20 protein-coding genes are annotated in these 22,713 nt (G+C 63.1%); 14 read left to right on the top strand and 6 right to left on the bottom strand.

Annotated features, from left to right (window positions below; translation table 11 throughout):
* Positions 1-33: 33 nt before the first annotated feature.
* Entirely contained in the window at positions 34-1,623 is a 1,590-nt protein-coding gene (ahpF, locus tag H6678_07795) for an alkyl hydroperoxide reductase subunit F (GenBank protein ID MCB9473697.1), read from the top strand.
* A 62-nt stretch (positions 1,624-1,685) separates the two neighbouring features.
* Here the strand turns inward: ahpF and H6678_07800 are convergent, their stop codons facing one another.
* Positions 1,686-2,171 carry a hypothetical protein gene (locus H6678_07800; GenBank protein MCB9473698.1) on the bottom strand — a complete coding sequence of 162 codons (486 nt, stop codon included), beginning with the start codon at positions 2,169-2,171 and terminating at the stop codon, positions 1,686-1,688.
* Positions 2,172-2,439: 268 nt separating this feature from the next.
* On the opposite strand from H6678_07800, the gene H6678_07805 reads away from it, so the two are divergent.
* The 7 genes from H6678_07805 to porU all read left to right on the top strand — a co-directional run bounded on the left by H6678_07805 (position 2,440) and on the right by porU (position 13,177).
* Positions 2,440-3,237, top strand: coding sequence for a DUF481 domain-containing protein (locus H6678_07805; GenBank protein ID MCB9473699.1), 798 nt, complete (start codon positions 2,440-2,442; stop codon positions 3,235-3,237).
* A gap of 79 nt (positions 3,238-3,316) precedes the next feature.
* A complete protein-coding gene (locus H6678_07810; GenBank protein MCB9473700.1) occupies positions 3,317-4,384 on the top strand; it encodes a phosphotransferase in 1,068 nt (355 codons plus the stop codon).
* Positions 4,381-6,366: a glycosyltransferase gene (locus H6678_07815; protein MCB9473701.1), complete on the top strand. Its 1,986-nt coding sequence runs from the start codon at positions 4,381-4,383 to the stop codon at positions 6,364-6,366. The genes H6678_07810 and H6678_07815 overlap by 4 nt, the downstream gene beginning before the upstream one ends.
* The gene (gene mraY, locus H6678_07820) at positions 6,360-7,466 is read left to right on the top strand and encodes a phospho-N-acetylmuramoyl-pentapeptide-transferase (GenBank protein ID MCB9473702.1); all 1,107 of its coding nucleotides are present in this window, start codon (positions 6,360-6,362) and stop codon (positions 7,464-7,466) included. The genes H6678_07815 and mraY overlap by 7 nt, the downstream gene beginning before the upstream one ends.
* 32 nt (positions 7,467-7,498) lie before the next feature.
* Positions 7,499-8,395: an NTP transferase domain-containing protein gene (locus H6678_07825; protein ID MCB9473703.1), complete on the top strand. Its 897-nt coding sequence runs from the start codon at positions 7,499-7,501 to the stop codon at positions 8,393-8,395.
* Entirely contained in the window at positions 8,392-9,210 is an 819-nt protein-coding gene (locus tag H6678_07830) for an endonuclease/exonuclease/phosphatase family protein (protein ID MCB9473704.1), read from the top strand. The genes H6678_07825 and H6678_07830 overlap by 4 nt, the downstream gene beginning before the upstream one ends.
* Before the next feature lie 28 nt (positions 9,211-9,238).
* Positions 9,239-13,177 (top strand): type IX secretion system sortase PorU, encoded by a 3,939-nt coding sequence (gene porU / locus H6678_07835; GenBank protein ID MCB9473705.1) that lies wholly within the window; start codon positions 9,239-9,241, stop codon positions 13,175-13,177.
* 27 nt (positions 13,178-13,204) lie between these two features.
* Here the strand turns inward: porU and H6678_07840 are convergent, their stop codons facing one another.
* The 3 genes from H6678_07840 to upp form a co-directional block, all read right to left on the bottom strand.
* Entirely contained in the window at positions 13,205-13,540 is a 336-nt protein-coding gene (locus H6678_07840; GenBank protein MCB9473706.1) for a DsrE family protein, read from the bottom strand.
* A gap of 87 nt (positions 13,541-13,627) precedes the next feature.
* Positions 13,628-14,572, bottom strand: a complete 945-nt coding sequence (locus H6678_07845; protein ID MCB9473707.1) for a tetratricopeptide repeat protein — start codon at positions 14,570-14,572, stop codon at positions 13,628-13,630.
* A gap of 59 nt (positions 14,573-14,631) precedes the next feature.
* Positions 14,632-15,384: a uracil phosphoribosyltransferase gene (gene upp / locus H6678_07850; protein ID MCB9473708.1), complete on the bottom strand. Its 753-nt coding sequence runs from the start codon at positions 15,382-15,384 to the stop codon at positions 14,632-14,634.
* 149 nt (positions 15,385-15,533) lie between these two features.
* On the opposite strand from upp, the gene H6678_07855 reads away from it, so the two are divergent.
* The 4 genes from H6678_07855 to H6678_07870 all read left to right on the top strand — a co-directional run bounded on the left by H6678_07855 (position 15,534) and on the right by H6678_07870 (position 18,645).
* Positions 15,534-16,499 (top strand): response regulator, encoded by a 966-nt coding sequence (locus H6678_07855; GenBank protein MCB9473709.1) that lies wholly within the window; start codon positions 15,534-15,536, stop codon positions 16,497-16,499.
* 296 nt (positions 16,500-16,795) lie between these two features.
* A complete protein-coding gene (locus H6678_07860; protein MCB9473710.1) occupies positions 16,796-17,146 on the top strand; it encodes a nitrous oxide-stimulated promoter family protein in 351 nt (116 codons plus the stop codon).
* Between the two features lie 97 nt (positions 17,147-17,243).
* Positions 17,244-17,843 carry a DUF3365 domain-containing protein gene (locus H6678_07865; protein MCB9473711.1) on the top strand — a complete coding sequence of 200 codons (600 nt, stop codon included), beginning with the start codon at positions 17,244-17,246 and terminating at the stop codon, positions 17,841-17,843.
* Positions 17,844-17,919: 76 nt separating this feature from the next.
* Positions 17,920-18,645, top strand: coding sequence for an FKBP-type peptidyl-prolyl cis-trans isomerase (locus tag H6678_07870; protein MCB9473712.1), 726 nt, complete (start codon positions 17,920-17,922; stop codon positions 18,643-18,645).
* Positions 18,646-18,727: 82 nt separating this feature from the next.
* On the opposite strand, the gene H6678_07875 is transcribed toward H6678_07870, so the two are convergent.
* Together H6678_07875 and glnA are read right to left on the bottom strand one after the other, a co-directional pair.
* Positions 18,728-19,390, bottom strand: coding sequence for a nitroreductase family protein (locus H6678_07875; protein MCB9473713.1), 663 nt, complete (start codon positions 19,388-19,390; stop codon positions 18,728-18,730).
* A gap of 95 nt (positions 19,391-19,485) precedes the next feature.
* The gene (gene glnA / locus H6678_07880; GenBank protein ID MCB9473714.1) at positions 19,486-20,826 is read right to left on the bottom strand and encodes a type I glutamate--ammonia ligase; all 1,341 of its coding nucleotides are present in this window, start codon (positions 20,824-20,826) and stop codon (positions 19,486-19,488) included.
* A gap of 421 nt (positions 20,827-21,247) precedes the next feature.
* Here glnA and H6678_07885 point away from each other — a divergent pair, with 421 nt between their 5' ends.
* Positions 21,248-21,877, top strand: a complete 630-nt coding sequence (locus H6678_07885; GenBank protein MCB9473715.1) for a hypothetical protein — start codon at positions 21,248-21,250, stop codon at positions 21,875-21,877.
* A gap of 231 nt (positions 21,878-22,108) precedes the next feature.
* Positions 22,109-22,672, top strand: coding sequence for a cytochrome c3 family protein (locus H6678_07890; protein MCB9473716.1), 564 nt, complete (start codon positions 22,109-22,111; stop codon positions 22,670-22,672).
* The last annotated feature ends 41 nt before the right edge of the window (positions 22,673-22,713 follow it).

Below are 22,713 nucleotides of genomic sequence, written 5' to 3' on the forward strand. Positions count from 1 at the left end.
GGGCAGCCTGTTCTCTTTCAAGGAGGTCCCCCCATGCTTGATACATCCATTCTGGACGCCCTGCGGGAATACACCACCCGCATGAGCCACGATGTCACATTGGTGCTGGGCAAAGGTGAACACGCCAGCCGGGCCGAACTGCTGGCCATGCTGCAGGATGTGGCGTCCGTGAGTCCGCGCATTTCCCTGATCGAAGAGGACAGCGGACTGAGTACCCCTCTGTGCAGCGCGGCCAGTTTCACCCTGCTGCAGGAGGGCCGTGAGACGGGCATCGTCTTCTCCGGGGTTCCCGGCGGTCACGAGTTCAGTTCCCTGGTCCTGGCCCTGCTGCAGAGCGGGGGCGTGCCCCTGAAACTGGATCCGGGAATCCAGGCCGCCATCCGGTCGATCCAGCGTCCCCTGCACTTCGAGACAGTGGTCTCGCTCAGTTGTCACAACTGCCCCGATGTGGTACAGGCCCTGAACCAGATGGCCCTGCTGAATCCGCTGATCAACCACGAGATGATCGATGGAGGCGTGTTTCCCGAATTGGTGGAGCAGCGCGAGATCCAGGGCGTGCCCGCGGTGTTCCTGGATGGCAAGCCCTTTGCCAATGGCAAACTGGATGTGGGCCAGATCGTCGAGAAGGTGCTGGCACTGATTCCCGCGGACCAGCGGGCCGTTGTCGCACCCGCGGCCGATGAGTCCGTGATCCAGGATGTGGTGGTGGTCGGGGGAGGCCCCGCGGGAGTGGCCGCCAGTGTCTACGCCGCGCGCAAGGGCCTGTCGGTGATGCTGATCGCGGACCGGCTGGGTGGCCAGGTCAAGGATACCATGGGCATCGAGAACCTGATTTCGGTGCCCAGGACTACGGGTCCCGAACTGAGCAATGCCCTGGAAGCACATCTTGGGGAGTACCCCGTCACGGTGCGCAAGCACTTGAAGGTGCATTCGCTGGAAAAGGGCGAGATCAAGAGTCTTGTGCTCAGTTCGGGGGAGGTGGTGCGCGCCCGCACCGTGATCGTGGCCACCGGGGCCCGCTGGCGCGAACTGGGAGTCCCGGGCGAGCGCGAGAACATCGGCCATGGCGTGGCCTACTGCCCGCACTGCGACGGCCCTTTTTTCAAGGGCAAGGACGTGGCGGTGATCGGCGGCGGCAATTCGGGCGTGGAAGCCGCCCTGGATCTGGCCGGCATCGTGAACTCTGTGACCGTGCTGGAGTATCTGCCTGAGCTGAAAGCGGACAAGGTGCTGGTGGACCAGCTGCAGAACACAAGCAACATCACCGTGCACACCAATGTGGCCACGCGCACCATCAATGCCCAGGAGGGCAAAGTGGTGTCCCTGTCGCTAACCAACCGGGCCAGCGGAGAAGAGCTCGAGCTGCCGCTGGCCGGGGTGTTCATCCAGATCGGGCTGGTGCCCAACAGCGCCTTCCTCAAGGATGTGGTCGAACTGACCCGCTTCGGGGAAGTGGTGATCAACGATCGCTGCGAGACCAGTGAGCCCGGGATCTTCGCCTGTGGCGACGTGACCACCGTGCCCTGGAAACAGATCGTGATCGCGGTGGGTGAGGGCGCCAAGGCATCATTGGCGGCCTTTGAACATCTGCTGCGCAGCCGGGGGGCTGCCGGGGCCGCGTGACACACGCACAGTTCACACACGATCCCCGGTGACCGCATCACGGACACCGGGGATCGCTGTTTCTACTTGACGATGGAATCGCTGAAGCGAAGCCAGGACTCGCTGCCCACGGCCACGCGCCCCTCGTGCTCCGCGAAGAACCACCAGCCCAGTTCCGGTGCGCTGGGAACCGCGAAGCGCGCCTTGTGGGCGATCAGGGCGTGTTCGACCAGCTCGAGCTGGTAGTGGCTGCCCGGTCCAACCTCCAACACCCACTGCAGCTCGCGCTGCACGCGCCGCTCGCCCCGTTTGCCATCGAGCATCACACCATGGCCCGGGGTGGCGCCCATGGCGGGGGTCACGGGTATCCCGTCCTTGAGGATGCGCAGTTCGATGTCCAGCGGCTCGCCCAGGACGCCCCGGTTGAAGTCCTTCTCGCTGAACTGGAGGGCTTCCAGACGAATGACGTGGGTTGCGGTCTTCTGCGGGCGAGCCCCCCGCGTGCTGGCGCATGCAAGCACCAGGCCGAGCAGCAGCAGTAGCGGCAACAAAGGACGAATGCGTTTCATGGCGTGAGCCTCCGGATTGAATGCGGTCCCGGCACACCGACTGGAACCATCGGGAGCCCGGGGCGTTGGCATGCTGGCCGCCGCGCGGCGGATGAAGATAGAACAAACCGGACCGAAGCCTGCCGGGCGAGCCCGGTCGCGGTTCGGATTTCCTTCGGCCTTCGCTAGATTCCAAGCCGTTTCTGGCCTGCCATCGGCGGCAAATCCCGACCTGACAACTCTGATGACCGGCTGGTTCCGCACCAGTCGCAAATAAAGGAAGACCTCCATGCGCAACGCACTCTCGCTCATTCTGGCCTGTGGATTTCTGGCCGCCGCTACCCAGGCCGAAGATCGGCCCTGGAGCAACACGGCGGACGTCAGCCTGGTGATGACCGGTGGCAACTCCCAGACCCAGAATCTGACCCTGACCAACAAGTTCACCCGCAAGTGGACCAACACCACCCTGACCGTGCTGGGCAAGGTGGTCAGTGCCGAGGCGACGTCTCGCGTGGTCAGCTACGATGCGGTCAACGACGTGATTCTGGTCACCGAGAACACCGAGAAGTCGGCCGAAGCCTACGAGCTTGGCACCAAGCTCAAGGGCAAGCTCGCCGGCGAGTTCCAGTGGTACACCAACGTGGGCTGGTTCCAGGACAAGCTGTCCGGTGTGGACCAGCGGATCACGGCGGGTGCCGGTTTCGGATACACGGTCTTCAAGAACGACACGCACAGCCTGGCGTCGGAAGCCGGTTTCGAATTCACGGATGAAACCCCCGTGGAAGGCGATGGCGAGTCATTCGGCAGCGCCCGTGGATTCCTGGATTATGTGCGCCCCCTGAGCGAGACATCCGAGTTCACCGCCGCGGCGGAAATCCTCTCGAACATGAGCAACAGCGAGGACCTGCGCCTCAACCTGGACTTTGGCCTGGCGTCCCGCCTGAGCGATCGTCTGGCCATGAAACTGGCCTACGGCATCAAGTACGATGGCGACCCGATTACGGAATCCGTGGCCGGCACCACCCAGAAGTTCGTCTACGACAAGACGGACACGGTGCTGTCCATGTCGCTGGTACTGAATCTGTAGTCTCGTTGCCCGACTCAGCTGTCGAAGCGCGTGGCATCCCCGAAGATGCCACGCGCCGAACCCACCGAACGGACGCCGTGTGGCAGACCTGATCTCACTGCAGCAGGAAGCACTCGAGCAACTGCATTCACTGAACCTGGTGGATCCGGACGCACGTTGCGTCCCCGTGCCGGGAGGCGGCGGGCAGCGTCGCTATCTGCGCGTCCAGGATTCCCGTCCCGCGCGCATCCTCTGCCTCAGTCCCGCGCCCCAGCATGTCGGGGGCAGTCTGGACGAGAACCAGAGTTTCGTATACATGGCACGGCTGCTTGAGGCCCATGGCGGACATGGCCCACGCCTGCTGGCCCACTCAGCCCCACGCCCGGACCGCGCCGCCTGGTTCCTGGAAGAGGATCTGGGCGACACACGCCTGCTGGAACTGGCCCTGGCCACTCCCCACGAAGACGGTCTGATGGACCTGTGCCTGGATGCCCTGGCCGTGCTGGTGGACCTGCAGCTGCGGTTGAAGCCCCCGGTCTTCGATGCCACACGCACTCACAGTCCCGCCTGGGGTACCGGCATGCTGCTTGCCGAGGAGTCCGGTCCCTGGCGCCGCCTGCTGATCCACGATCACTTGCGTCTGGACCTGGATCACGCGGCCCTCGAGCGTGAATGCCTTGACCTTGCCCGGGTCACAGGGGCACTGCCTTCCGGAGAGTTCATCCACCGGGATTTCCAGTCGACCAATCTGCTGCAGGTCAACGGTGCCTGGCGAGTGGTGGATTTCCAGGGCGCACGGCTGGGCAGTCCCTACTATGATGTGGCCAGTCTGGTCTACGACCCCTATCTGGCCCTTCCCCCGGATGTGCGACTGGGACTGCTGGAGGAGTACGCCGAGATCGGGCACCCCGTGCACGGGCTGGAGCTGGAGGAGATGCTTCCGGACCTGCAGCGTGTGGCCGCCCACCGGCTGATGCAGGCCCAGGCCGCCTATCTGCGCATCGCGAAAGCCACGGGCGAACGGCGTTGGTTGCGCCACCTGGTTCCCGCGGCCTCGGCCCTGCGTTCGCTCTGCCTGGATGGCGCCTTTGCCGACTGGCCCGTCCTGTGTGACACAAGCTGGCTGGCCTGGGATCACCTGAATCGCCTGGGAGTGGAACCCGCATGAAGGTGGTCCTCACCGGTGGCGGCACGGCCGGCCACGTCTATCCTGCCCTGGCCATCGGGCGTGAGCTGGCCCGCGATCCGGCCAATTCCCTGCTCTACATCGGCACCCGCGGACGCAGCGAGGAACTTGTGCTCTCGCGCGAAGCCCAGATTTCCGGAGCGGGCCGCATTCCCTTGCGCTTCGCCAGCAGTTGCGGCTATCCGGGGACCCGCCTGTTGCCGCTGCTGCGCTTTCTGGCCATTCTGGCAACCGGTGTGTTGCAGGCAAGTTGGCACCTGCTGCGTTTCCGGCCCGATCTGCTTGTCGCCTGCGGAGGCTATGCCAGCGCTCCCGCCGTGTTCGCGGCCTCCCTGCTGCGCCGGGTTGGGTTGCTGAAGGTGCGCATCCTGCTGCACGAACAGAATGCGTCTCCCGGTCTGATGAATCGCGTATCCGCGCGTCTGGCTGATGTGACCGCGCTGACATTTCCCGGCAGCGCGGCGGGGCTCAAGGCGCGCCAGTGCTGCATCACGGGCTATCCCGTGCGTACCGACCTGCGCACGCTGCCTTCGTGTGACGAGGCCCGCACCCGTCTGGGGCTGGAAAAGGAAGGCGTGGTGCTGCTGGTCTTCGGGGGCTCGCAGGGCGCCCGCAGCCTGAACCGCGCACTGCACGAGCTCTTGCCCCGTCTCCTGCGCATGGGAGTCCAGGTACTGCACGCCTATGGTACCTCACGGGGCGACTGGAATGCCGAAAGCGAGAATCTTGAGATGCAGCGCGGTTTGAAAGCCGGGCTGGGTGAGGAACTGGCCAGCCGCTATCACGGTGTGCCCTTCCTGTTTGACATGCAGGCCGCCTACGCCGCGGCCGACCTCTGCCTGGCACGCGCGGGGGCCGGCACGATCTATGAACTGCTGGCGGCCGGAGTGCCCGCCGTGCTGGTGCCCAAGATGGGCCTGCCCGGCGACCATCAGGTGATGAATGCTCGCCGCATCGAGAGCACGGGAGCCGCACGCATCGTGCTCGAGCGCCCCGTGATCCTGGGGAACCACGTGGAAGCGGGCCTGGATCCGGACACCCTGTTTTCCGTGATGCGTCCGCTGCTCGAGAGTGGCGACGAAAGAGACCGGCAGCGCACACTGGCCGACAGCGAAGCTCGCCAGGACGCCCTGGCCGAACTGCTGCGTCTGTGCCACGAACTGGTTGACCGCGGCAGAGTGACCTGTGAGGCTGTGCCACGCCAACCGGCCAGTCACGCGGGTCTGGAAAGCCGCAGCACCGCGGCGCTGAGCGCCCGGCTGGCGCGTGATCCAGAATCCCGGGCCTACCTGGTGTATCGTGCGGGAGCCGCCCTGATCAGTGGGTCCTGGGTCGAACGCAACGCGGGCGTGAAACTGGCCGCCGATCTGCGTGACCAGTCGCTGGTGCCCATCCTGCTGAGGTTGCTGGGCCAGGGGCGCACGCGCTGGAGCCCGCGGGCCCTTTTCGGGGAACACTATGCGCAGAACGGTTTCATCCGGCGCAACGCGGCCGCCGCTCTGGGCCAGATCGGACACGCCGACAACCAGGTGATTTCCACCCTTGTGGGCCTGCTGGATGACAGCTACTGGGAAGTCCGCGTGGAGGCCCTGGGGGCCTTGCGGAACCTGCTGGACACGGGCAGCGCGAGTGCCGAGCTGCTTGCCTGGGCCCATCGCCGTGCGCGCCGCGGCAATTTTGAAGAGCAGATCGTGGCGGCCCGCTTTCTTGAGAAACACGAGCGGCCCGAGAACTGGAAGAGCTGGGTCTTGCCTCTGCTGTCCTGTTCCAACAGCCGGGTGCGCGAGCAAGCCATCACCGTGCTCCATGATCTGGTGAGCAGTGGGCGCCTGGACGGCCACAAGGACGTGGATCCCCTGCTGGACCGGATCATGCTGACCTCCACCCGATTCGATCCGGTCTTCCCGCTGAAACAGCGCATGAAGGACCTGAGTCGCAGCATCCGGGAGACAGGCTCATGCTGAAATGGCTGGCCGCCATCCTGCGCGCCGAATGGGGCGGACCGGGGTGGTTGCGACTCTTCGACTACCTTTCGGTGCGCACCATGCTGGCCGCGCTGACCACCTTCGTGATCAGCCTGATCATCGGGCGCCTGATGATCCGCTGGCTGCACGACCGCGGCTATCGTGACGTCGTGGAAGACTACGGCGTGATCGACGTGGGCAACAAGCGTGGCACGCCCACCATGGGCGGGCTGATCATCATCCTGGCCGTGCTGGCGGGGTACCTGCTCTGGTTCGATGTCCACAGCAAGCTGGCCTGGGCCGGCTTGGCCTCGCTGCTCTGGTTCGGGCTGCTGGGGCTGGTGGATGACCTCTACAAGATCCGCGGTGGCAGTGGCAAGGCCGGTCTCAGCCAGGGCGTGAAGCTCTTCCTGCAGACAGCGTTCGCCGGACTCTTTGTCTGGTGGATGCTCTCGCCCCTGTCACCGGTTCCGCCCGAACTGCGCACCCAGCTCTACATTCCCTTCATGAAAGCGCCCCTGCTGGATCTGGGCCTGTACTTCATTCCCTTCGCCATCTTCACCATCCTTGCCGTATCCAACAGTGTGAATTTCGCCGACGGCATGGACGGGCTGGCCACGGTGCCGGTGGCCATTGTCTACATGGTCTATGCGGTGGTGGCCTACGTGATCGGCAACGAGATCTACAGCGCCTATCTCAACTTCGACTATGTGGCTGGCGCGGGGGAATTCGCGGTGCTGGCCGGTGCGATCATCGGGGCCTGTCTGGGCTTTCTCTGGTACAATTTCTTTCCGGCGCAGGTCTTCATGGGTGACACGGGCAGCATGGCCCTGGGCGGGCTGGTGGCCGTGATGGCCCTGCTGCTCAAGCAGGAGCTGCTCTTTCTGATCGCCGGTGGCGTGTTCGTGGTCGAAGGCGCCAGCGTGTTGATCCAGGAGAAGATCGGCATCCGCTGGCTGGGCCGGCGCATTTTCTACCGAGCCCCGATCCATCATGCCTTCCAGCATCGCGGGGTGGCCGAGACCAAGGTCGTGATCCGTTTCTGGATCGTGGCGATGCTGCTGGGATTCATCGCCCTGTTGTCCCTCAAGTTCCGCTAGACCCTCAACCCGATTCGTGGATGGAGTGACCCGTGCCCCGCACCGATGACAGCCTGAGTGGCGTGTTGCTCTGCGCCGGACTGGGAAGTCGCCTGCGGCCACTGACCTTTCAACGGCCCAAGGCGCTGGTGCCCCTGCACGGCATCGCGCTGGCCGAGTTCGGGCTGCGACTGCTGCTGGAAGCGGGCTGCCGCCGGATCGCGCTCAATGCCTGTCATCTGGCCGGGCAGCTCGAGGACTGGACGGCAGCGCTGCCAGCGCGCTTTCCCGGTGTGACATTCTCCTGCCATCGGGAAACCGAGCTGCTGGGAACGGGCGGAGGACTGCGGGCGATGCTGGAACAGCTGCCTCCGGGGCCTGTGCTGGTGCACAACGGTGATGTGATCCATGACTGTCCGTTGAAACGCCTCTGCAATGCCGACCCCAACCGTGCCCGCCTGCTGGTGCAACAGGCGCCGTGTGTGGTGGAGGTCGATCAGGGCAGAGTGCTGGGCTTTCGTGATCCCCTGCGTTCGACCCACGGTTTCGCGGGAGTGCACTGGATGGGGCAGGCCTTTCGCGCCCGATTGCTTGACTGCCGGCAGGCCGACCTGATCGAGAGCTGGCAGGAGATGCAGCTCGAAGGCTGGGTGATTCAGGCCGAGCATCACACGGGGCTCTGGGAGGATCTGGGCCGCGTGGGCGATTACCTGCCCCTTCACATGCGGCTGGGCGCCTCGGAGGACTACCACGCTCTCTGCCGACGTCTGGAGCTGAAGCCCGATTGGGACGATACACTCGAAGTCAGTGCCTCGGCGCTCGAAAGTCACCCGGACTGGCGCACCACGGTGCTCTGGCCGGGCGCACGCTGGACCGGAGCGTCGCTGGAATCGATCATCACCTGCCAAACGCCGGGCTCCGGCACTCTCAAGGGAGAAATCGTGCTGTGAAGCGGCTGTTCAAACTTCTGATTCTTCTTTCGCCGCTGCTGGCGCTGGGCTGGTGGATTCATCCCTGGCTGAGCAGCGGCCGGGCGGAGGGCAATACCGAATTGTCCATCGTCTCGTGGAACCTGATGGCCCTTGCCGAGTACGGGCGTGAAGGCGGTGATGGCCTGCTGCAGCTCGCCCCCCTGGATCCCGACGTGGTCTGCCTGCAGGAGATTCCCTTCAAACGGGCCACCATGCAGGAGACCCAGTTGATGGTGGGGGGCCTGGAGTACTGGGAGTATTTCCCTTACGAGGGCCAGAACAGCAGCGGACTGGCAATCTTTTCGCGCTGGCCGATCCGCAGGAGCTGGCGCCAGCTGTTGCCACCCGAAGAAGAAAGCCGCGTGATCTGCATGTGCGAGCTGGACGTGGAAGGACGGTCCTTCTACGTGGCCACCGTGCACTTTCCCAATTCGGACATCCATGACCTGGGCGTTCGCAAGACCATGCGCAATGAACTGCTGGGAACCAGCATGCGCACGATCCAGGCCGAGGCGGTCGTGAATTGGCTGGAACCCTGGCATCAGCTTCCATTGGCCCTTGTGGGTGATTTCAATACGTTCCCGTTCTCTTCTGCCTGGCGGCGGCTCATCAGGGATTACCACGATGCCTTCCCGCTGAACAGCGTCTTCACGGGGACTTTCCAGGCCAACTATGACATAGAGGTGAAGCTGGACCATGTCTTTCTCTCCGACAAAGTCACCGCCCTGGAAACCCGGATTCCCCGCATTGCGGGCTCCGATCACTTCCCCGTCTTCGCCCGCATCCAATTCTGACGCTGCCATCCGGGGAAGTCAGCGGCGTGTGCCGGACACGTCTGCCGGATTCCTTTCCATTTGTCTGCTGGCATTCCTCCTCCTGTTCGCAACGGAACTGCAGGCCCGGGAACTCACGATCCTGCGCTCCGACGCCAACGGCCTGCTGTTCGACTTGCAACCCGAATGGGACCAGCAGCCACGAGAAGGCGAGACGGGCTGGAGCCTGCGTGCCTCGTCCAGCCAGGACCCGCTCAGTCTGGTGGAATCCTTCCGTCTGGCCCTGCCACCAGGAGCTTCCGCCAGGGCCACGATTCTGGACAGCCGCTACCGCAGCTTGCCGGGCGATCTGGTTCCCGAACTTCAGTCCGCGAATGCCTCACAACCCCTGAAGGCACGCGAGGAAAGCTGGCGCGATCTCAACACGCTGGTGCTTGAACTGGAGCTGACGGACGGTCCGCGCCGGATTCTCGAATCGGCCAGGATCCAGGTGAGCTGGAGCGGTGGTGGCCGTGTGGGCGGCAGTTCGCTCTGCAGCCCGCTGGAACTGCGCCAGTGCCTGCTCAATCCTGCCCAGGCCAGTGGCTGGGCCACGCTGCCGGCAGCCCGGCGGATCACGCAGCCGGCGTCCTGGGAAGGCACTCGCTGGGTGCGGGTGCCCATTTCCGAGGAAGGGCTCTACAAGCTGACCCCCCAGGACCTGAGCGCCCTGGGACTGAATCCTGCCAGTTTCGATCCCGAGGCGATCAAGGTCTACGGTCACGACGGCCAGATGATTCCCGATGATCCATCCAGTCCGCTCAACGATCGCTCGCGCCTCCTGGAACTGCCCGTGATCCGCGAACACGATGGCAACGGGGCCTTCGACGGCAACGACCGGCTGCTGTTTCACGCCAGGGGGCTCTTCGGCCTGGCGCGCAACGGCGAAGGGCTGATCCGTCACACGCAGCACTACTATGACGACCGCAACCAGGTCTGGCTGCTGCTCGACGGAGTCACCGCCGGTCGCAGCATGGCCCCGATCGCAAGCACAGGTGGCACGCCCGTTCAATCAGTGGTCTGGCGCACCTTCATTGACGACAACATCAACAACGCACGCAACAGCTCGCGTGACTGGTTCGGGGTCGAATTCGTCAACCGCAACACGCAAAGCTGGAGCTGGCCGGTTCCGCTGGGGGCGGGCAATCGCTCGGTGGCACTGGAGTACAGATTCAGCTACTCCACCAACCCCAGCAACACGCGCGACAGCCTGCATTTCGAGCTGAACGGGCTGCCCGTGGGTGGGCGCGGAGTGCGTCCCAGTTCGTCGGGCACTCTCGATGCGGATCTGGCCCTCTCGGGCAATGCACTGTCCTTCAGCATCACACAGTTGGCATCCACGGGCATTCCCGTACTGCTGGACTACATCGAACTGGCCGTCGAGTCCCAGCCGGCGTTCGTGGACGGCGTCTGCCATTTCGAATCACCCCTGGCGCCCGGCCCATGGTCCACCACGATCGGCAGTTTTCCGGCGGGCGGATACCTGCTGGACGTGACTTTCGTCGACAGCACGCGAGTCAGTCGCGGCGCGACTTTCAGCGATCGGGTGCCCGAGAATCCGGCTGTACCCGGAAGCGGACTTCAGCGCCTGTACTACGGAGTGGCGGAGGCTGGAATCCGCTCCATCACGGGAGCCCAGCTCGATTCCCAACCGGATCTCCTGTTGGCGGCCAACACCACCGAACTGGTGGTGATCAGTCCCGAGAGTCTGGTCGATGCGGTCCAGCCCCTGGTGGATCACCGCAATGCCCGCGGAGACGTGCGGGCGCGTCTGGTCACGCTGGAAGATGTCTACCGCCAGTTCAACGCGGGTGTGGCGGACCCCGGAGCCGTGCGCAATTTCCTGCGGGCCGAGTACCAGAGTGGGCTGCCGTCCCCGGTTCTCAAGTATGCCCTGCTGGTGGGAAATGGGCACTACGATCCTGTGGGACGCATCCAGGGCGCCTGGCCGGATCTCTTTCCGGTCTGGTACCAGTCCGGCAAGATGATCGACGAGTATTACGGCTGGCTGCTGAACGACAACAGCATGGACATCGCCATCGGGCGCCTGTCCGCATGGAGTTCCGCCGAGGTGAGCAGTTATGTGGACAAGCTGATTCGTTACGAGAGTGGCCAGGATGATGGCGCCTGGCGCAACCGGATGATCTTCGTGGGCGACGACGAGCACGGCGAGAACGGCATCGTGCGCAGCTGGGAGAGCGACCACACCCAGCACAGCGAGTACCTGATCTCGGCCATCGTGCCCCCGTCCTTCGAGGTCGAGCGGATCTACGAGATCGAGTATCCTACCGTCTACAATCCCGAAATCCGGGTGAACGAGAAACCTCTGGCCGAGAAGCGTCTGCTGGATGGCATGCGCGAGGGGGCCAGCCTGATCAACTACATCGGGCACGGCAACAACACGACCTGGACTCATGAGTACCTGTTCAATTCCAGCAAGCACTTCAACCTGCTGCCCGGCAACAACCGGCCCGCGATCTACATCGCGGCCACCTGCTCCTGGGCCGAGATCGACCTGCCCATTGGCCTGGCCCTGCCCCAGCAGCTGCTGACCATGCCCCGTGGCGGCGCGATGGGCGTGATGGCCGCCACGCGCAACACCACCAGTGGCGGCAACGACCGCTTCGCGCGCAATCTCTATCCGGCGCTGTTCGCGGCCTGGAGTGATTCGCTGACCGAACGCATCACGGTGGCCGAAGCGATGCGCATCGCCAAGAATGCCAGCGTGTCTTCCAACGACGAGCTGTACCTGTATCTGGGCGACCCCAGCCAGATGCCCGGTTTTCCCGAGGGGGGCGGGCGGCTCACGGCCGTACGTCGACCCGACGGCAGTGTGACCGATACACTGCGGACTCTGGAGCTGGCCACCCTGGAAGCCCTGGCGGGGCCATTCAGTGTCACCAGCGCCGCGGCTCCGCAGGAGGGTGAGGCCCTGGTGGTGGTCCGCGAGGCTCCGGTTCCCAGGCGCTATTACTACGACCTGCCCAGCTCGGGGACCGCAACGGTTCCCGACTCGCTGGACTACGAGAAACCCGGCGCCTTGCTGTTCGCGGGCAAGGTGCGATACACGGCCGGCCGCCCGCTGGCCCGGTTCATCATGCCGGCGGACTTTTCCGGACGCACGGCTCCGGGGCAGGTACGCATGTATTACACGGGCGAGGATGCGTCCGGCCAGCCCGCCGACGGGCTGATCTTCGACGAGAGCATTCACTTCGCGCTCAACCCGGACCCGCCCGTGGATGAACAGGCTCCCACGTTGCGCCTGTCCTTCAATGGGCCCCAGTGGCGCGAGAATGATCTGCTGGCACCCAATTCGAGTGTCTACATCGTGCTGGCCGACTCCAATGGAATCAATCTGACCGGCGAGATCGGCCATCGCATCGAGCTGGAGATCGACGGCGGTACCCCGGTGGACCTGACTCCGGCATTCGTCTACGACAACGGCAGCTGGACCGAGGGTACCGTGCAGCAGGAACTGCCGCAGCTGGAAGCGGGTTTGCACCACGCGCGCGTGCGCGCCTTTGACAACTTCAACAATCCGGGCTATGCCGAAGCCGATTTCCGTGTGGTGAATACCGGGAGCCTGTCCCTCGTGGATCTGGTGAACTATCCCAATCCGGTGGGAAGCAGCACGCGATTCACCTTCAGGCTCAATGGGCTGGCCATTGACCCGCCCGCCGACGTGGAGTTGCGAGTCTTCACCACGCGCGGGCGACGGGTCTTCGGCGACCGACTGGCCCTGGCGGGAAATGAAAGCCTGTACTACAGCGAGGACTGGCGCCCCCGGGATGATCGGGGCGATCCGCTGGCACGCGGAGTCTATCTCTATCAGCTGAGGCTGAAAGTGCCCGCCACGTCCTGGAGCCGCGTGGATGAGCTTGGCAACCTGGTGAGCGAAAGCGTGAATGGCGGCACCGTGACCGCCAACGGCAGCCTGATCGTCGACTGAGATCGCCGGTGGATCCGCCAGAGCGTTTCAGCAGGGGCGGATCACGCGATCGGCCTCGGTCATGACCTTGACCGTACCGTCCATGCTGCCCACCTCGCCCACCAGCAGCTGTTCCCGCTTGCCGAAATGGTCCAGACAGGTTCCGCAGCTGGCAATGCGCGCGCCGGCCTGCTCCAGACGGGCCAGCAGCTCGGCACCACGGCCGGCTTCCGTACTCAGCCGGATCCCCGAATTGACACAACCCACCAGATCCACGGGAGTTCTCGATTCCAGCAGCTTCTCCAGGAACGCCAGCAGGAGGCGGCGTCCCAGTTCGTCGTCACCCGTTCCCATGCGGTCGGAGTTGAGATACAGAAATGTCATGGTGTTTCCTTTCGTTGACTCATCCCGGGAGTCGCGCCCCGGTTCGAGGGAAGATCGAGCTCGGTCAGGTCGCGGTGTCAGCCGGGTTCAGTTGTTTGAGTCCAGCAGTTCCTGGAGGCGACGACGGGTGTCACGCACGCGGGATTTCTGGGCCTGGTCCACGAGAATCCCCAGCCCCGTGCGGGCCAGGTCGAGGGCTCGTGCGTGATCCCCCCTGGCTTCGGCGATGCGGGCCAGCTTCTCGTGGCAGATCACCCGATTGACTCCGCTGTTCTGGGTGGGCGACTCCAGCTGGGCCAGGATCGTGCGCCAGACTTCCTCGGCACGGGACCACTGCTGCAACTGGATCAGCGCGTCGCCCAGGGGAAACAGGAACAGCCGACTTCCCGGATAGTGTGCCAGTCCTTCCTCGCAGATCTCGAGGGCTTGCTGTGGCTGCTTGTCTTCCAGGTACATCCAGCTGAGATTGGACGCCGCCACCCAGGAGTGATACTCGCCGCTGCGGCGGGCGCTTTCGACCAGTCGAATGCCTTCCCGACGCTCGTCCTCGATGAAGGGCATCCACTGGAAAGCGCGCATCTTCACGCTCTTCCAGAAGAGGTAGTTGCCCAGTCCCAGTCGCACATCGGGGAAATCGGGCCACAGTTCCTGGACCCGCTCGAAGGACCGCACGGCCCCAAGACCGAGGGAGACCGCCTTGAGCCACTCTTCGCGGCGTGAGGCATGATAGGCGCGGTAACTGGTGATGCTGGCCAGGCAGAATGCCACGTCGGGCGTGTCGTGTGACACCGGCTCCAGCTGCAGGGCGCGAGTCTCGGCACTGTCCAGATCGGCCAGGAACGCGGCTTCGTGGCGAAAACTTTCTTCGTCGGTCATCCGGATCGACTGGATGGCCGCCCGGAAGAACCAACCTTCGGGCCGATCCGGTTCGGCGCGGATCAGGCTGTCCATCAGCAATATGGCCCCGGAGTAGTCCTCGCGGATGGTGCTGTCGATGGCGCGGTTGATCACGGCCGTGCGCCCGGGATTCAACAGGCCGGCCGTGGCGGTCGTGCCGGCCAGCAGGCAGCAGATGCAGGTCAGAAGGAAGTTCAGGCGTCGTCCCCATCGTCGGTGCCGGTGGTGCCGAAGATGCGATCGCCCGCATCGCCCAGCCCGGGGAGGATATAGCCCACCGAGTTCAGTTCGCGGTCCAGGGCCGCGCCATAGATCGGCACGTCGGGATGTGCCTGCTCCACGTGCTTGACGCCTTCGGGAGCGGCCAGCACGCAGACCAGCCGGATCGTGGCGGGCCTGCGTTCCTTGAGGAAGTGCAGCGCGGCCACGGCCGTGCCGCCGGTGGCCAGCATGGGATCCAGCACGATCAGGTCACGGTTCTGCAGATCCCGGGGCAGTTTCTTGTAGTAGACCACGGGCTCCAGAGTCTGCTCGTCGCGGTACAGCCCCAGGTGGGCGACCATGGCATCGGGCAGCAGGGCCTTGAACCCCTGCACCATCCCCAGACCGGCCCGCAGGATGGGGACCAGCACCAATGGGCGGCTCAGGCAGTTTCCCTGGGTGGTTTCCAGCGGAGTTTCCAGCGAGACCGGGTGGCTGGGCAGATCCCGGCTGACCTCGTAGACCATCAGCGACGAGATGCGGTCGATCATCTTGGCGAAGGTCTCGCTGTCGGTCGTTCGATTGCGCGCCTGGGCCAGATTGTGCTGGATGACCGGGTGGTTGAGCAGGATAATTGGCACGTTGGCTCCGGCGATGGGTGTGTGACGCGAAAATGTAGGGGTGCCCTGCAGGGTTTCCAAGATTCTTGAGTGCAAGTTCACGACCCGGGTTCCGGGCACACCCATGTGTCGAAGCGCGTGAATTGTGTGTGAAATTCAGACAAAAATGGCAGAAGCATCTTTCAATCATTGAAAGTGGCCATTGCCTTGGCCGATAGGTGCCGACAGGTGGAGCATGGAGAGTGCTGCCAGTGGAAGCCAACAGACCGGGACCCATGATCGATAGTCTCAAACTCCTGCGGGAAGATGGCAACCAGACCATCTGTGGTGCAGAATTCAAGCTTGGCGATTCCCCTTCCGGCAGCCGATTCGGAGTGGAGGAGCTGTTGCTGCGTTTTGCCAGTGTCAGCTTGCTGGATCTGAAGGAAGGTGAATTCGCGGGGCGAGTCCGCCAGCAGTTCGAGAGTTACCGGGTGCTGACCGACGCACCGGCCGAGGCGGAAACCGGTCTGCTGCTTGCCGCCGCGATTTCCGTGCTGGCAGGACTGCTGGGACGCGGCGAGAGCAATCTGGACGTCTCCGTGGATTCCGCTGCCCTGATCCGGGTGCGCTTCGATGCCGCCGAAGACAAACTGCATGCCTTCGCCACCCTGTGTCCCCTGGCCATGCTGGATGTGGTTCACCGCGAAGGACGCATCGATGCCCGGCTGCTGAAGGTGCTGGAACTGGCGGCGATCTACTTCGCCGGGGATTATCCGCTGGATTCGCGCCAGGATGAGCTGCTGGACACCTTTGCTGCGCGCTATTCGTCGGAAGTGGTGAACACCTTCATCAATTTCCTCTATCCCAACAGCGAGCATGTGCAGAACTCCTTCTGCAAGCTGCTGGTCCTGGAAGACAACCGCGATCTGGCCGAGATCTTCAGCGACATGCTGGCCAGCTATGGGTACGTGGTCTATCTGGCCTTTGATGGATTGCAGGGCCTGGACCACGTGGAGCGCGAGCAGTTTGACCTGATCATTTCCGACATCCAGATGCCCAATCTGGACGGACTGAGTTTCCTGGGTGTGCTGCGCAACCTGCGGCCGGAGATTCCCGTGATCATCACCACGGGCTATACCGGCATCTGGGAAGCCCGCGAGATCCTGGATCTGGGAGCGGTCGCCTTTCTGCCCAAGCCCTTCTCGATGCACGATCTGGTCAGTTCGGTGGAGCAGGCCCTTGCTCGTCAGGCCTGCTGAGCTCAGGTCAGCCGTGAATCGCTCCATCTGAGCAGCCTCGGGACATCCTTTCCGATTTTTTGCGGCGAAAATGAGATTTTGCACGAGCTTTCTGCAATTCTTGACTCAAATCAAGGAAAGCCCAGCCCTGACGGCTATATTCAGGCCGAATTCACTGAGTCACCCAAGGCAGTGTGAGTTCGACGCCGGGTGCGGATCCCCATGGTCCGAATCAGGCAAGCCCCCCTTTTAGCTGTGTGTTTGCATGCGGCCCGCTCTACCCCAGACCGGGCCCATGCTTTTTTGTGGAAGTGCGCATGTCATCCAGCCCCGGGCCACGCATCAAGCGCGAACTGAAGACCATCGAGGCCATGTGCCGCCTGTATTGTCGGTACCATCATGGCACGCCCGATCTGTGCGATGCCTGCCGTGAGAAGCTGGATTACAGCCTCAAGCGCACCGAGCATTGCCCTTTCGGCGAGGACAAGGGGACCTGCCGCAACTGCACGATCCACTGTTATCGTTCACCCTGGAAAGACGAACTGCGGACGATGATGGCCTGGGCCGGTCCACGCATGATGCTGCACCATCCCTGGCTGGCACTGATGCACAGCCTGGATGGACTGAAGCGCAGCATGAAGCGTCCGGAGAGGCCTGAACGCGCCTGATTCGCAGGCATCCTTGATTGACAAGCCGATTAGTACCTTGCCCGCCGAACTGGCTGTTTCGCTTGCCAGCCACCCATGTCGCCACCTGGAGTCCGAGATGTTCCGTTGGGTATCCCTGCCCCTGCTGCTCGCTTGCCTGTCCTGCCAACCGGGCGAACCGGACTATCAGGTGATGAGTCCGGATGAGATTGCCCATTTCAAGGAACAGGGCGCCCTGCGATCGGGTGAAGTGATGAGTGCGCTGATGTCACAGCTGAATCAGGCACTGACGGCCAAAGGGCCCGCGGGAGCGCTCGATTTCTGTTCCACGCGCGCACTCAGGATGACCGACTCCCTGGCCCACAGGGACCCCGCCGTGGACATCAAACGGGTCTCCCGCAAGACACGCAATCCCTTGAATTCACCGGATCGTGCCGAACAGCGCGCGCTTGAAATCATGCACTCCCATGCGGATGTGGGGGGCGATGTGCCCTCCGAGCTGATGCAGAAGTACCGGCGTGGCCAACGGACCATCGTGCGTTACTACCGCCCCATCCGCATGGGCGCGACCTGCCTGGCCTGCCATGGAAATCCCGCGGACTTTTCACCCGACCTCAGCCAGGCACTCGAGAAGATCTATCCCTCGGACCAGGCGGTGGGCTACGGCCTTGGCGAGCTGCGGGGCCTGCTGCGGGTGGAATTCTCGCTGGAAAACTGACACGGATCACACAGCCCTTGTTCCAACCCGCGGAGCAAGGACCCATACGCACGCGGGGACCATATAGAAAGTGAGCATGATGCGTACCACAGGAAAGTTTCTGATTCTGCTGGCGCTGCTTGGAATCGCCGTTGGATGCGGCAGCACAGGAGGAAAGGGAGTGGCGAACGAGAAGAACGAAGTCGTCACCTTCGAAGAGAAGGTCAGCTATGCATTCGGCCGGGACATGGGCGCCTGGTTGGCCAACCAGAAAGTCGAACTGGACATCGATGCGTTCGTGCAGGGCGTTCGTGATACCCTGTTCGCCAGCGGAAAATCCTTGATGACACAGGATTCGATCCAGGCCGTCATGGGCGAGTTCCGTCGCCAGAGTCAGGCCCGCATGCAGGCCGAGACCGAGTCGATTGCCGAGAAGAACCGCGCCGCGGGCGAGGCCTTCCTCAAGGAGAACGGCACCAAGGAGGGTGTGGTCACCACCGAATCCGGTCTGCAGTACCAGGTGATCACCATGGGCGACGGCCCCAAGCCCGAGGCCACCGATCAGGTGAAGGTGCACTACGCCGGTACTCTGCTGGATGGTACCCAGTTCGACAGTTCATACGACCGTGGCCAGCCTGCCAGCTTCGGGTTGAATGGCGTGATCCGCGGCTGGACCGAAGGCGTGCAGCTGATGCCCGTCGGCAGCAAGTTCAAGTTCTGGATCCCCGGTGATCTCGCCTACGGCAAGCGTGGCAGCCCCGGCAAGATCGGTCCCGATGAGGTGCTGGTGTTCGAGGTCGAGCTGCTCGAGATTCTCAAGTAGTTCCGGCGGATTGAATTCAAGGGCCCTGAACGTGTTCACGTTCAGGGCCTTTCTCCGTTCGGCTGGTTCGACTCAGAAGGGATCACTTGCCGCTCTGGATCACGAGGATCTCGTCCAGCGGCTTGCGCTGGATGTCGGGCACGCGGCAGGTCTCGCTGGGCCAACCCACGGGGATCAGCAGGAATGGGCGCTCGTTGGCCGGGCGCGCGAGGATTCTGGCGAGGAACTGCATCGGGCTGGGCGTATGTGTCAACGTACTCAGGCCCATCACACGGAAAGCGGTCAGCAGCATGCCGACGGCAAGTCCCACCGACTCCTGGACGTAGTAGTTGGGTCGTCCATCGGGACGGGTGTTCTGCTTGAACACGACGATCAGCCAGGGGGCCTCTTCCAGCATGGGCTTGTGCCAGTCGGTGCCCAGGTGGTTCAGATCTTCCTTCCAGACATCGCTCATGCGTGATGCATAGTTCAGACGTTCTTCTTCCTCGGCACCCAGTCGGATCTCGCGTTTCAGAGCGGGATCGGAAACGGCGACGAATGTCCAGGGCTGCAGATTGGCCCCGCTGGGCGCGGTGCCCGCACAGCGGACGGCCGTCTCGATCAGTTCCTGGGGAACCGCTTCCGGAGAGAAGCTGCGTACGCTGCGACGCCCCGCCAGGAGTGCATGGAGCGCGTGTCCACGTTCCCGTGAGTCCTCAAGCGTCTGTCGATCGGGCTTGTACTCGATTGTCCTGATGTGCGACATCGCAGGGTCCTCCATGCGGACGCATTCGGCGCCCGATGAAAAACGGGGCGTGGTTGCAGACAACCACGCCCCGTGTGTTGCAGATGGCGTTGAAACTAGTAGACCGAGAGATACTGTTCCAGTTCCCACTCGCTGACGCTTGTGCGGTAGCTGTCCCATTCGGCGGTCTTGGCTTCCACGTACTGGCGGAAAAGGTGCTCGCCGAAGGCCTGCTTCATCAGCTTGCTGCGGCGGAACTCGCCGATCGCCTCGCCCAGGCTGCCCGGCATGGAAACCAGGCGACTGCGGCGGCTGGGGCTCAGGTGGAACAGATCCTCCTCCTGGGCGCGCGGGGCTTCCAGTTTGCGCTCGATACCGTCGAGGCCCGAGGCCAGCATGGCGGCGAAGCACAGATAGGGGTTGGAGCTGGGATCGGGACAACGCAGCTCGATGCGACTGGCGGTGGCGATGCGGGTCTTGCTGATGCGCGGGATGCGGATCAGGGCGCTGCGGTTGCTGCTGGCCCAGCTGATGTACACGGGCGCTTCGTAACCGGGAACCAGACGCTTGTAGCTGTTGACCAGCGGGGCGATCACTGCGGACATTTCCTTGGCGTGCTCGAGCTGGCCGGCGATGAAGTGCTTGGCCACCTTGCTCATGCCATGGGGGTCCGACGTGTCACCGAAGACGTTCTTGCCGTCCTTCCAGAGGCTCTGGTGCACATGCATGCCGTTGCCGTTCTCGCCCGCGATGGGCTTGGGCATGAAGCTGCAGAACAGACCATGCTCCTGGGCCACTGCCTTGAAGGTGGTCTTGAGGGTCATGGCGTTGTCGGCGGTCTGCAGGGCAGGACCGTACTTGAAGTCGATTTCATGCTGGCCAATGGCCACTTCGTGATGCAGGGCTTCCACGGTGATGCCGAAGGCCTGCAGCGCATGCACCATGCGGCGACGCACATCGTGGGCCATGTCGGTGCTCATGTCGAAGTAGCGCGCGTTGTCATGGGGACGCAGGGGACGGAGGCTGCCGTCGGCATTGGGCTTGAACAGGAAGAACTCCAGCTCGGGGGCCGTGATGTACTCGTAGCCCATGGCCTTTGCCCGCTCGAGCTGACGCTTGAGTACACCGCGAGGATCGCCCTCGAAGGGTTCGCCATTGGGCAGGCAGACATCGCAGATGCAGCGGGCCGTGGGAATCTCCACGTCCCAGGGAATCCGGGCGAAGGTGGCCAGGTCCGGGTGCAGCAGCATGTCGCTTTCGGCGATGCGCGTGAATCCCTGGATGGACGAACCATCGAACCACATGCCATGGTCCACCACATCCCAGAACATGGCGATGGGCAGACCCACGCTTTTCAGCATGCCGTGGATGTCCGTGAACTGCAGGTTCACGAACTCAATCTTCTGTTCCGCAACGGTCTTGCGGATCGCATCAATCGTGGCCTTGTCATGAGCCATTTGGAACTCCTGGGTTTGATCCGTGGATCTGAGCTTCAAAGGAAACGTGAAAAAATCTTTTCGACTCGCTTGAACACGGTTTCAAATCACTTGAAAACCGTTTCAATGTCGATGAGTGTCAAGTATCGCTCGAAAAAACCGCATTCTCAACAGAAATCTTGGAGTGAAACCGGTTCGCTCAATTCTTCGATGGACCCGGTCAAGGCCGAGACAACGCTCAATCGGAGAGTTCGGACCGGACATTGAGGTATGTCGGGGGCCCCCGCCAAGGAATTCGAGGGCATGTCGTTCCGATATGGCGAGGAAGGGAGTTAGGAACCGGGAACTTTTTGGGCCCGCGTTCGTTTGGGTTTCAACTGCAGGGTCCGAACTCTAACTTCCGACCTGACTCCACACACACGTCATAAAGAGGGATCGCGACATGAAGAACTCACTCCGTATTGGAATGGCCATCGCGCTGGCCTGTGGCCTCGCCCTGACCACGTCTGTCTTTGCCGGAGATGGCTGCGGCACGACCTGCGGTACGAAGGCCAAGAACACCAACATGAAGGCTTCGGCCTGCGCCACGACAACCCAGACTGCCATGAACGCGGCGGCCGTCACCACGGCTCAGGCAGTTCCCGCCGCCACGGTGGTGGGCACCAAGTCCTGCATGGTTGACGGGAAGTCCGTCGAATGCACCGTGATGAGTGATGGCACCTGCCTGGTCGATGGCCAGACGATCGCCTGCCCCGCTGCGGCCGCCATGAACGCCTCCGGCCAGGGCGCCTGCAGTGCCCATGCCATGACCACCGCCTCCGGATCCTGCAGCGCCACCGGCGTTGAGAAGGCCTCCATGGGTGCATGCAGCGCCACGGGTGTCGTGCAGACCGCTGGGATGGGTGCTTGCAGCTCCAATGGTGTTGTGCAGACCGCCGACAAGGGTTCCTGCAGCATGGAGGCCCAGAAGGCCGCCGCCCCCGGTGCCTGCTGCCAGAAGGATGCCCAGAAAGCTGACGTGAAGAAGGAAGCCTCCAAGAAGGCCAAGGTGATCACCGCTTCCGTCAAGTAGAATTTTCAAGTCATTGTGGCTTGTGGGCCCGCTGTCGAGCACAGCGGGCCCATTGCTTTTTGCAAGGGAGAAATCCTTGATCCCGGTCAAGCTTTCCCGGGGAAGCGCATTGACAATCGGATGACACCTTTGCTAACTTGGCCGGTTGTTTAAACTTTAACCGGCAAAAAATCGCTCAGGATCCGTCGCGCGCGCTCCCGGATTCGGCACTCATTCCCTGGAAGGCCCTGGATGAAGTTTCTTGACCGGCTCCTGCGGGTCGGGCTGCCGCTGACAGTGATTGCCGTGGTTCTGACTCTCATCACGGTAGGCTGGATGACGGAACCCGACCGTTACGTGATGGGCTATGCCCCGACCCAGCCACTGCCCTTTTCTCACAAGATCCACGCAGGCACCAACAATATTCCCTGCGAATATTGTCATACGTCCGCCCGGACTTCGCGCCATGCGGGCATTCCTTCCGTGGATGCCTGTTTCAAGTGCCACAACGTCACGCGCCTGGACAGCCCCTTCATCCAGCAGCTGACCGAGTACCGCGATTCGGGCAAGCCGCTGGAGTGGAAACGCATTCACAGTCTGCCCGATCATGTGTTCTTCGACCATCGCCCGCATCTGGCCAAGGGGATCGCCTGCCAGGAGTGCCACGGGGCCGTGGAAGAAATGGACACCGTCAGCCAGGTCCTCAAGATGCGCATGGGCGCCTGTCTCGAGTGCCATCGCGGGCAACGTGAGTACACGACCATGGAACCGCCCTATCCGACGGCGCCGGTCAGCTGCGGCACCTGTCACCGTTAATCCTGCAAGGAATCCGATCCATGAGTGCTACCGATCGTAGG

This window comes from Candidatus Delongbacteria bacterium (assembly GCA_020634015.1).
In the GTDB taxonomy this organism is placed as follows: Bacteria; CAIWAD01; CAIWAD01; order CAIWAD01; family CAIWAD01; genus JACKCN01.

Excerpts from the sequence above, each read along its gene's own strand:
- ahpF (MCB9473697.1), top strand. The coding sequence starts at position 34 with ATGCTTGATACATCCATTCTGGACGCCCTGCGGGAATACACCACCCGC.
- H6678_07800 (MCB9473698.1), bottom strand. The coding sequence starts at position 2,171 with ATGAAACGCATTCGTCCTTTGTTGCCGCTACTGCTGCTGCTCGGCCTG.
- H6678_07805 (MCB9473699.1), top strand. The coding sequence starts at position 2,440 with ATGCGCAACGCACTCTCGCTCATTCTGGCCTGTGGATTTCTGGCCGCC.
- H6678_07815 (MCB9473701.1), top strand. The coding sequence starts at position 4,381 with ATGAAGGTGGTCCTCACCGGTGGCGGCACGGCCGGCCACGTCTATCCT.
- mraY (MCB9473702.1), top strand. The coding sequence starts at position 6,360 with ATGCTGAAATGGCTGGCCGCCATCCTGCGCGCCGAATGGGGCGGACCG.
- H6678_07840 (MCB9473706.1), bottom strand. The coding sequence starts at position 13,540 with ATGACATTTCTGTATCTCAACTCCGACCGCATGGGAACGGGTGACGAC.
- upp (MCB9473708.1), bottom strand. The coding sequence starts at position 15,384 with ATGGGTGTGCCCGGAACCCGGGTCGTGAACTTGCACTCAAGAATCTTG.
- H6678_07855 (MCB9473709.1), top strand. The coding sequence starts at position 15,534 with ATGATCGATAGTCTCAAACTCCTGCGGGAAGATGGCAACCAGACCATC.
- H6678_07860 (MCB9473710.1), top strand. The coding sequence starts at position 16,796 with ATGTCATCCAGCCCCGGGCCACGCATCAAGCGCGAACTGAAGACCATC.
- H6678_07865 (MCB9473711.1), top strand. The coding sequence starts at position 17,244 with ATGTTCCGTTGGGTATCCCTGCCCCTGCTGCTCGCTTGCCTGTCCTGC.
- H6678_07870 (MCB9473712.1), top strand. The coding sequence starts at position 17,920 with ATGATGCGTACCACAGGAAAGTTTCTGATTCTGCTGGCGCTGCTTGGA.
- H6678_07875 (MCB9473713.1), bottom strand. The coding sequence starts at position 19,390 with ATGTCGCACATCAGGACAATCGAGTACAAGCCCGATCGACAGACGCTT.
- glnA (MCB9473714.1), bottom strand. The coding sequence starts at position 20,826 with ATGGCTCATGACAAGGCCACGATTGATGCGATCCGCAAGACCGTTGCG.
- H6678_07885 (MCB9473715.1), top strand. The coding sequence starts at position 21,248 with ATGAAGAACTCACTCCGTATTGGAATGGCCATCGCGCTGGCCTGTGGC.
- H6678_07890 (MCB9473716.1), top strand. The coding sequence starts at position 22,109 with ATGAAGTTTCTTGACCGGCTCCTGCGGGTCGGGCTGCCGCTGACAGTG.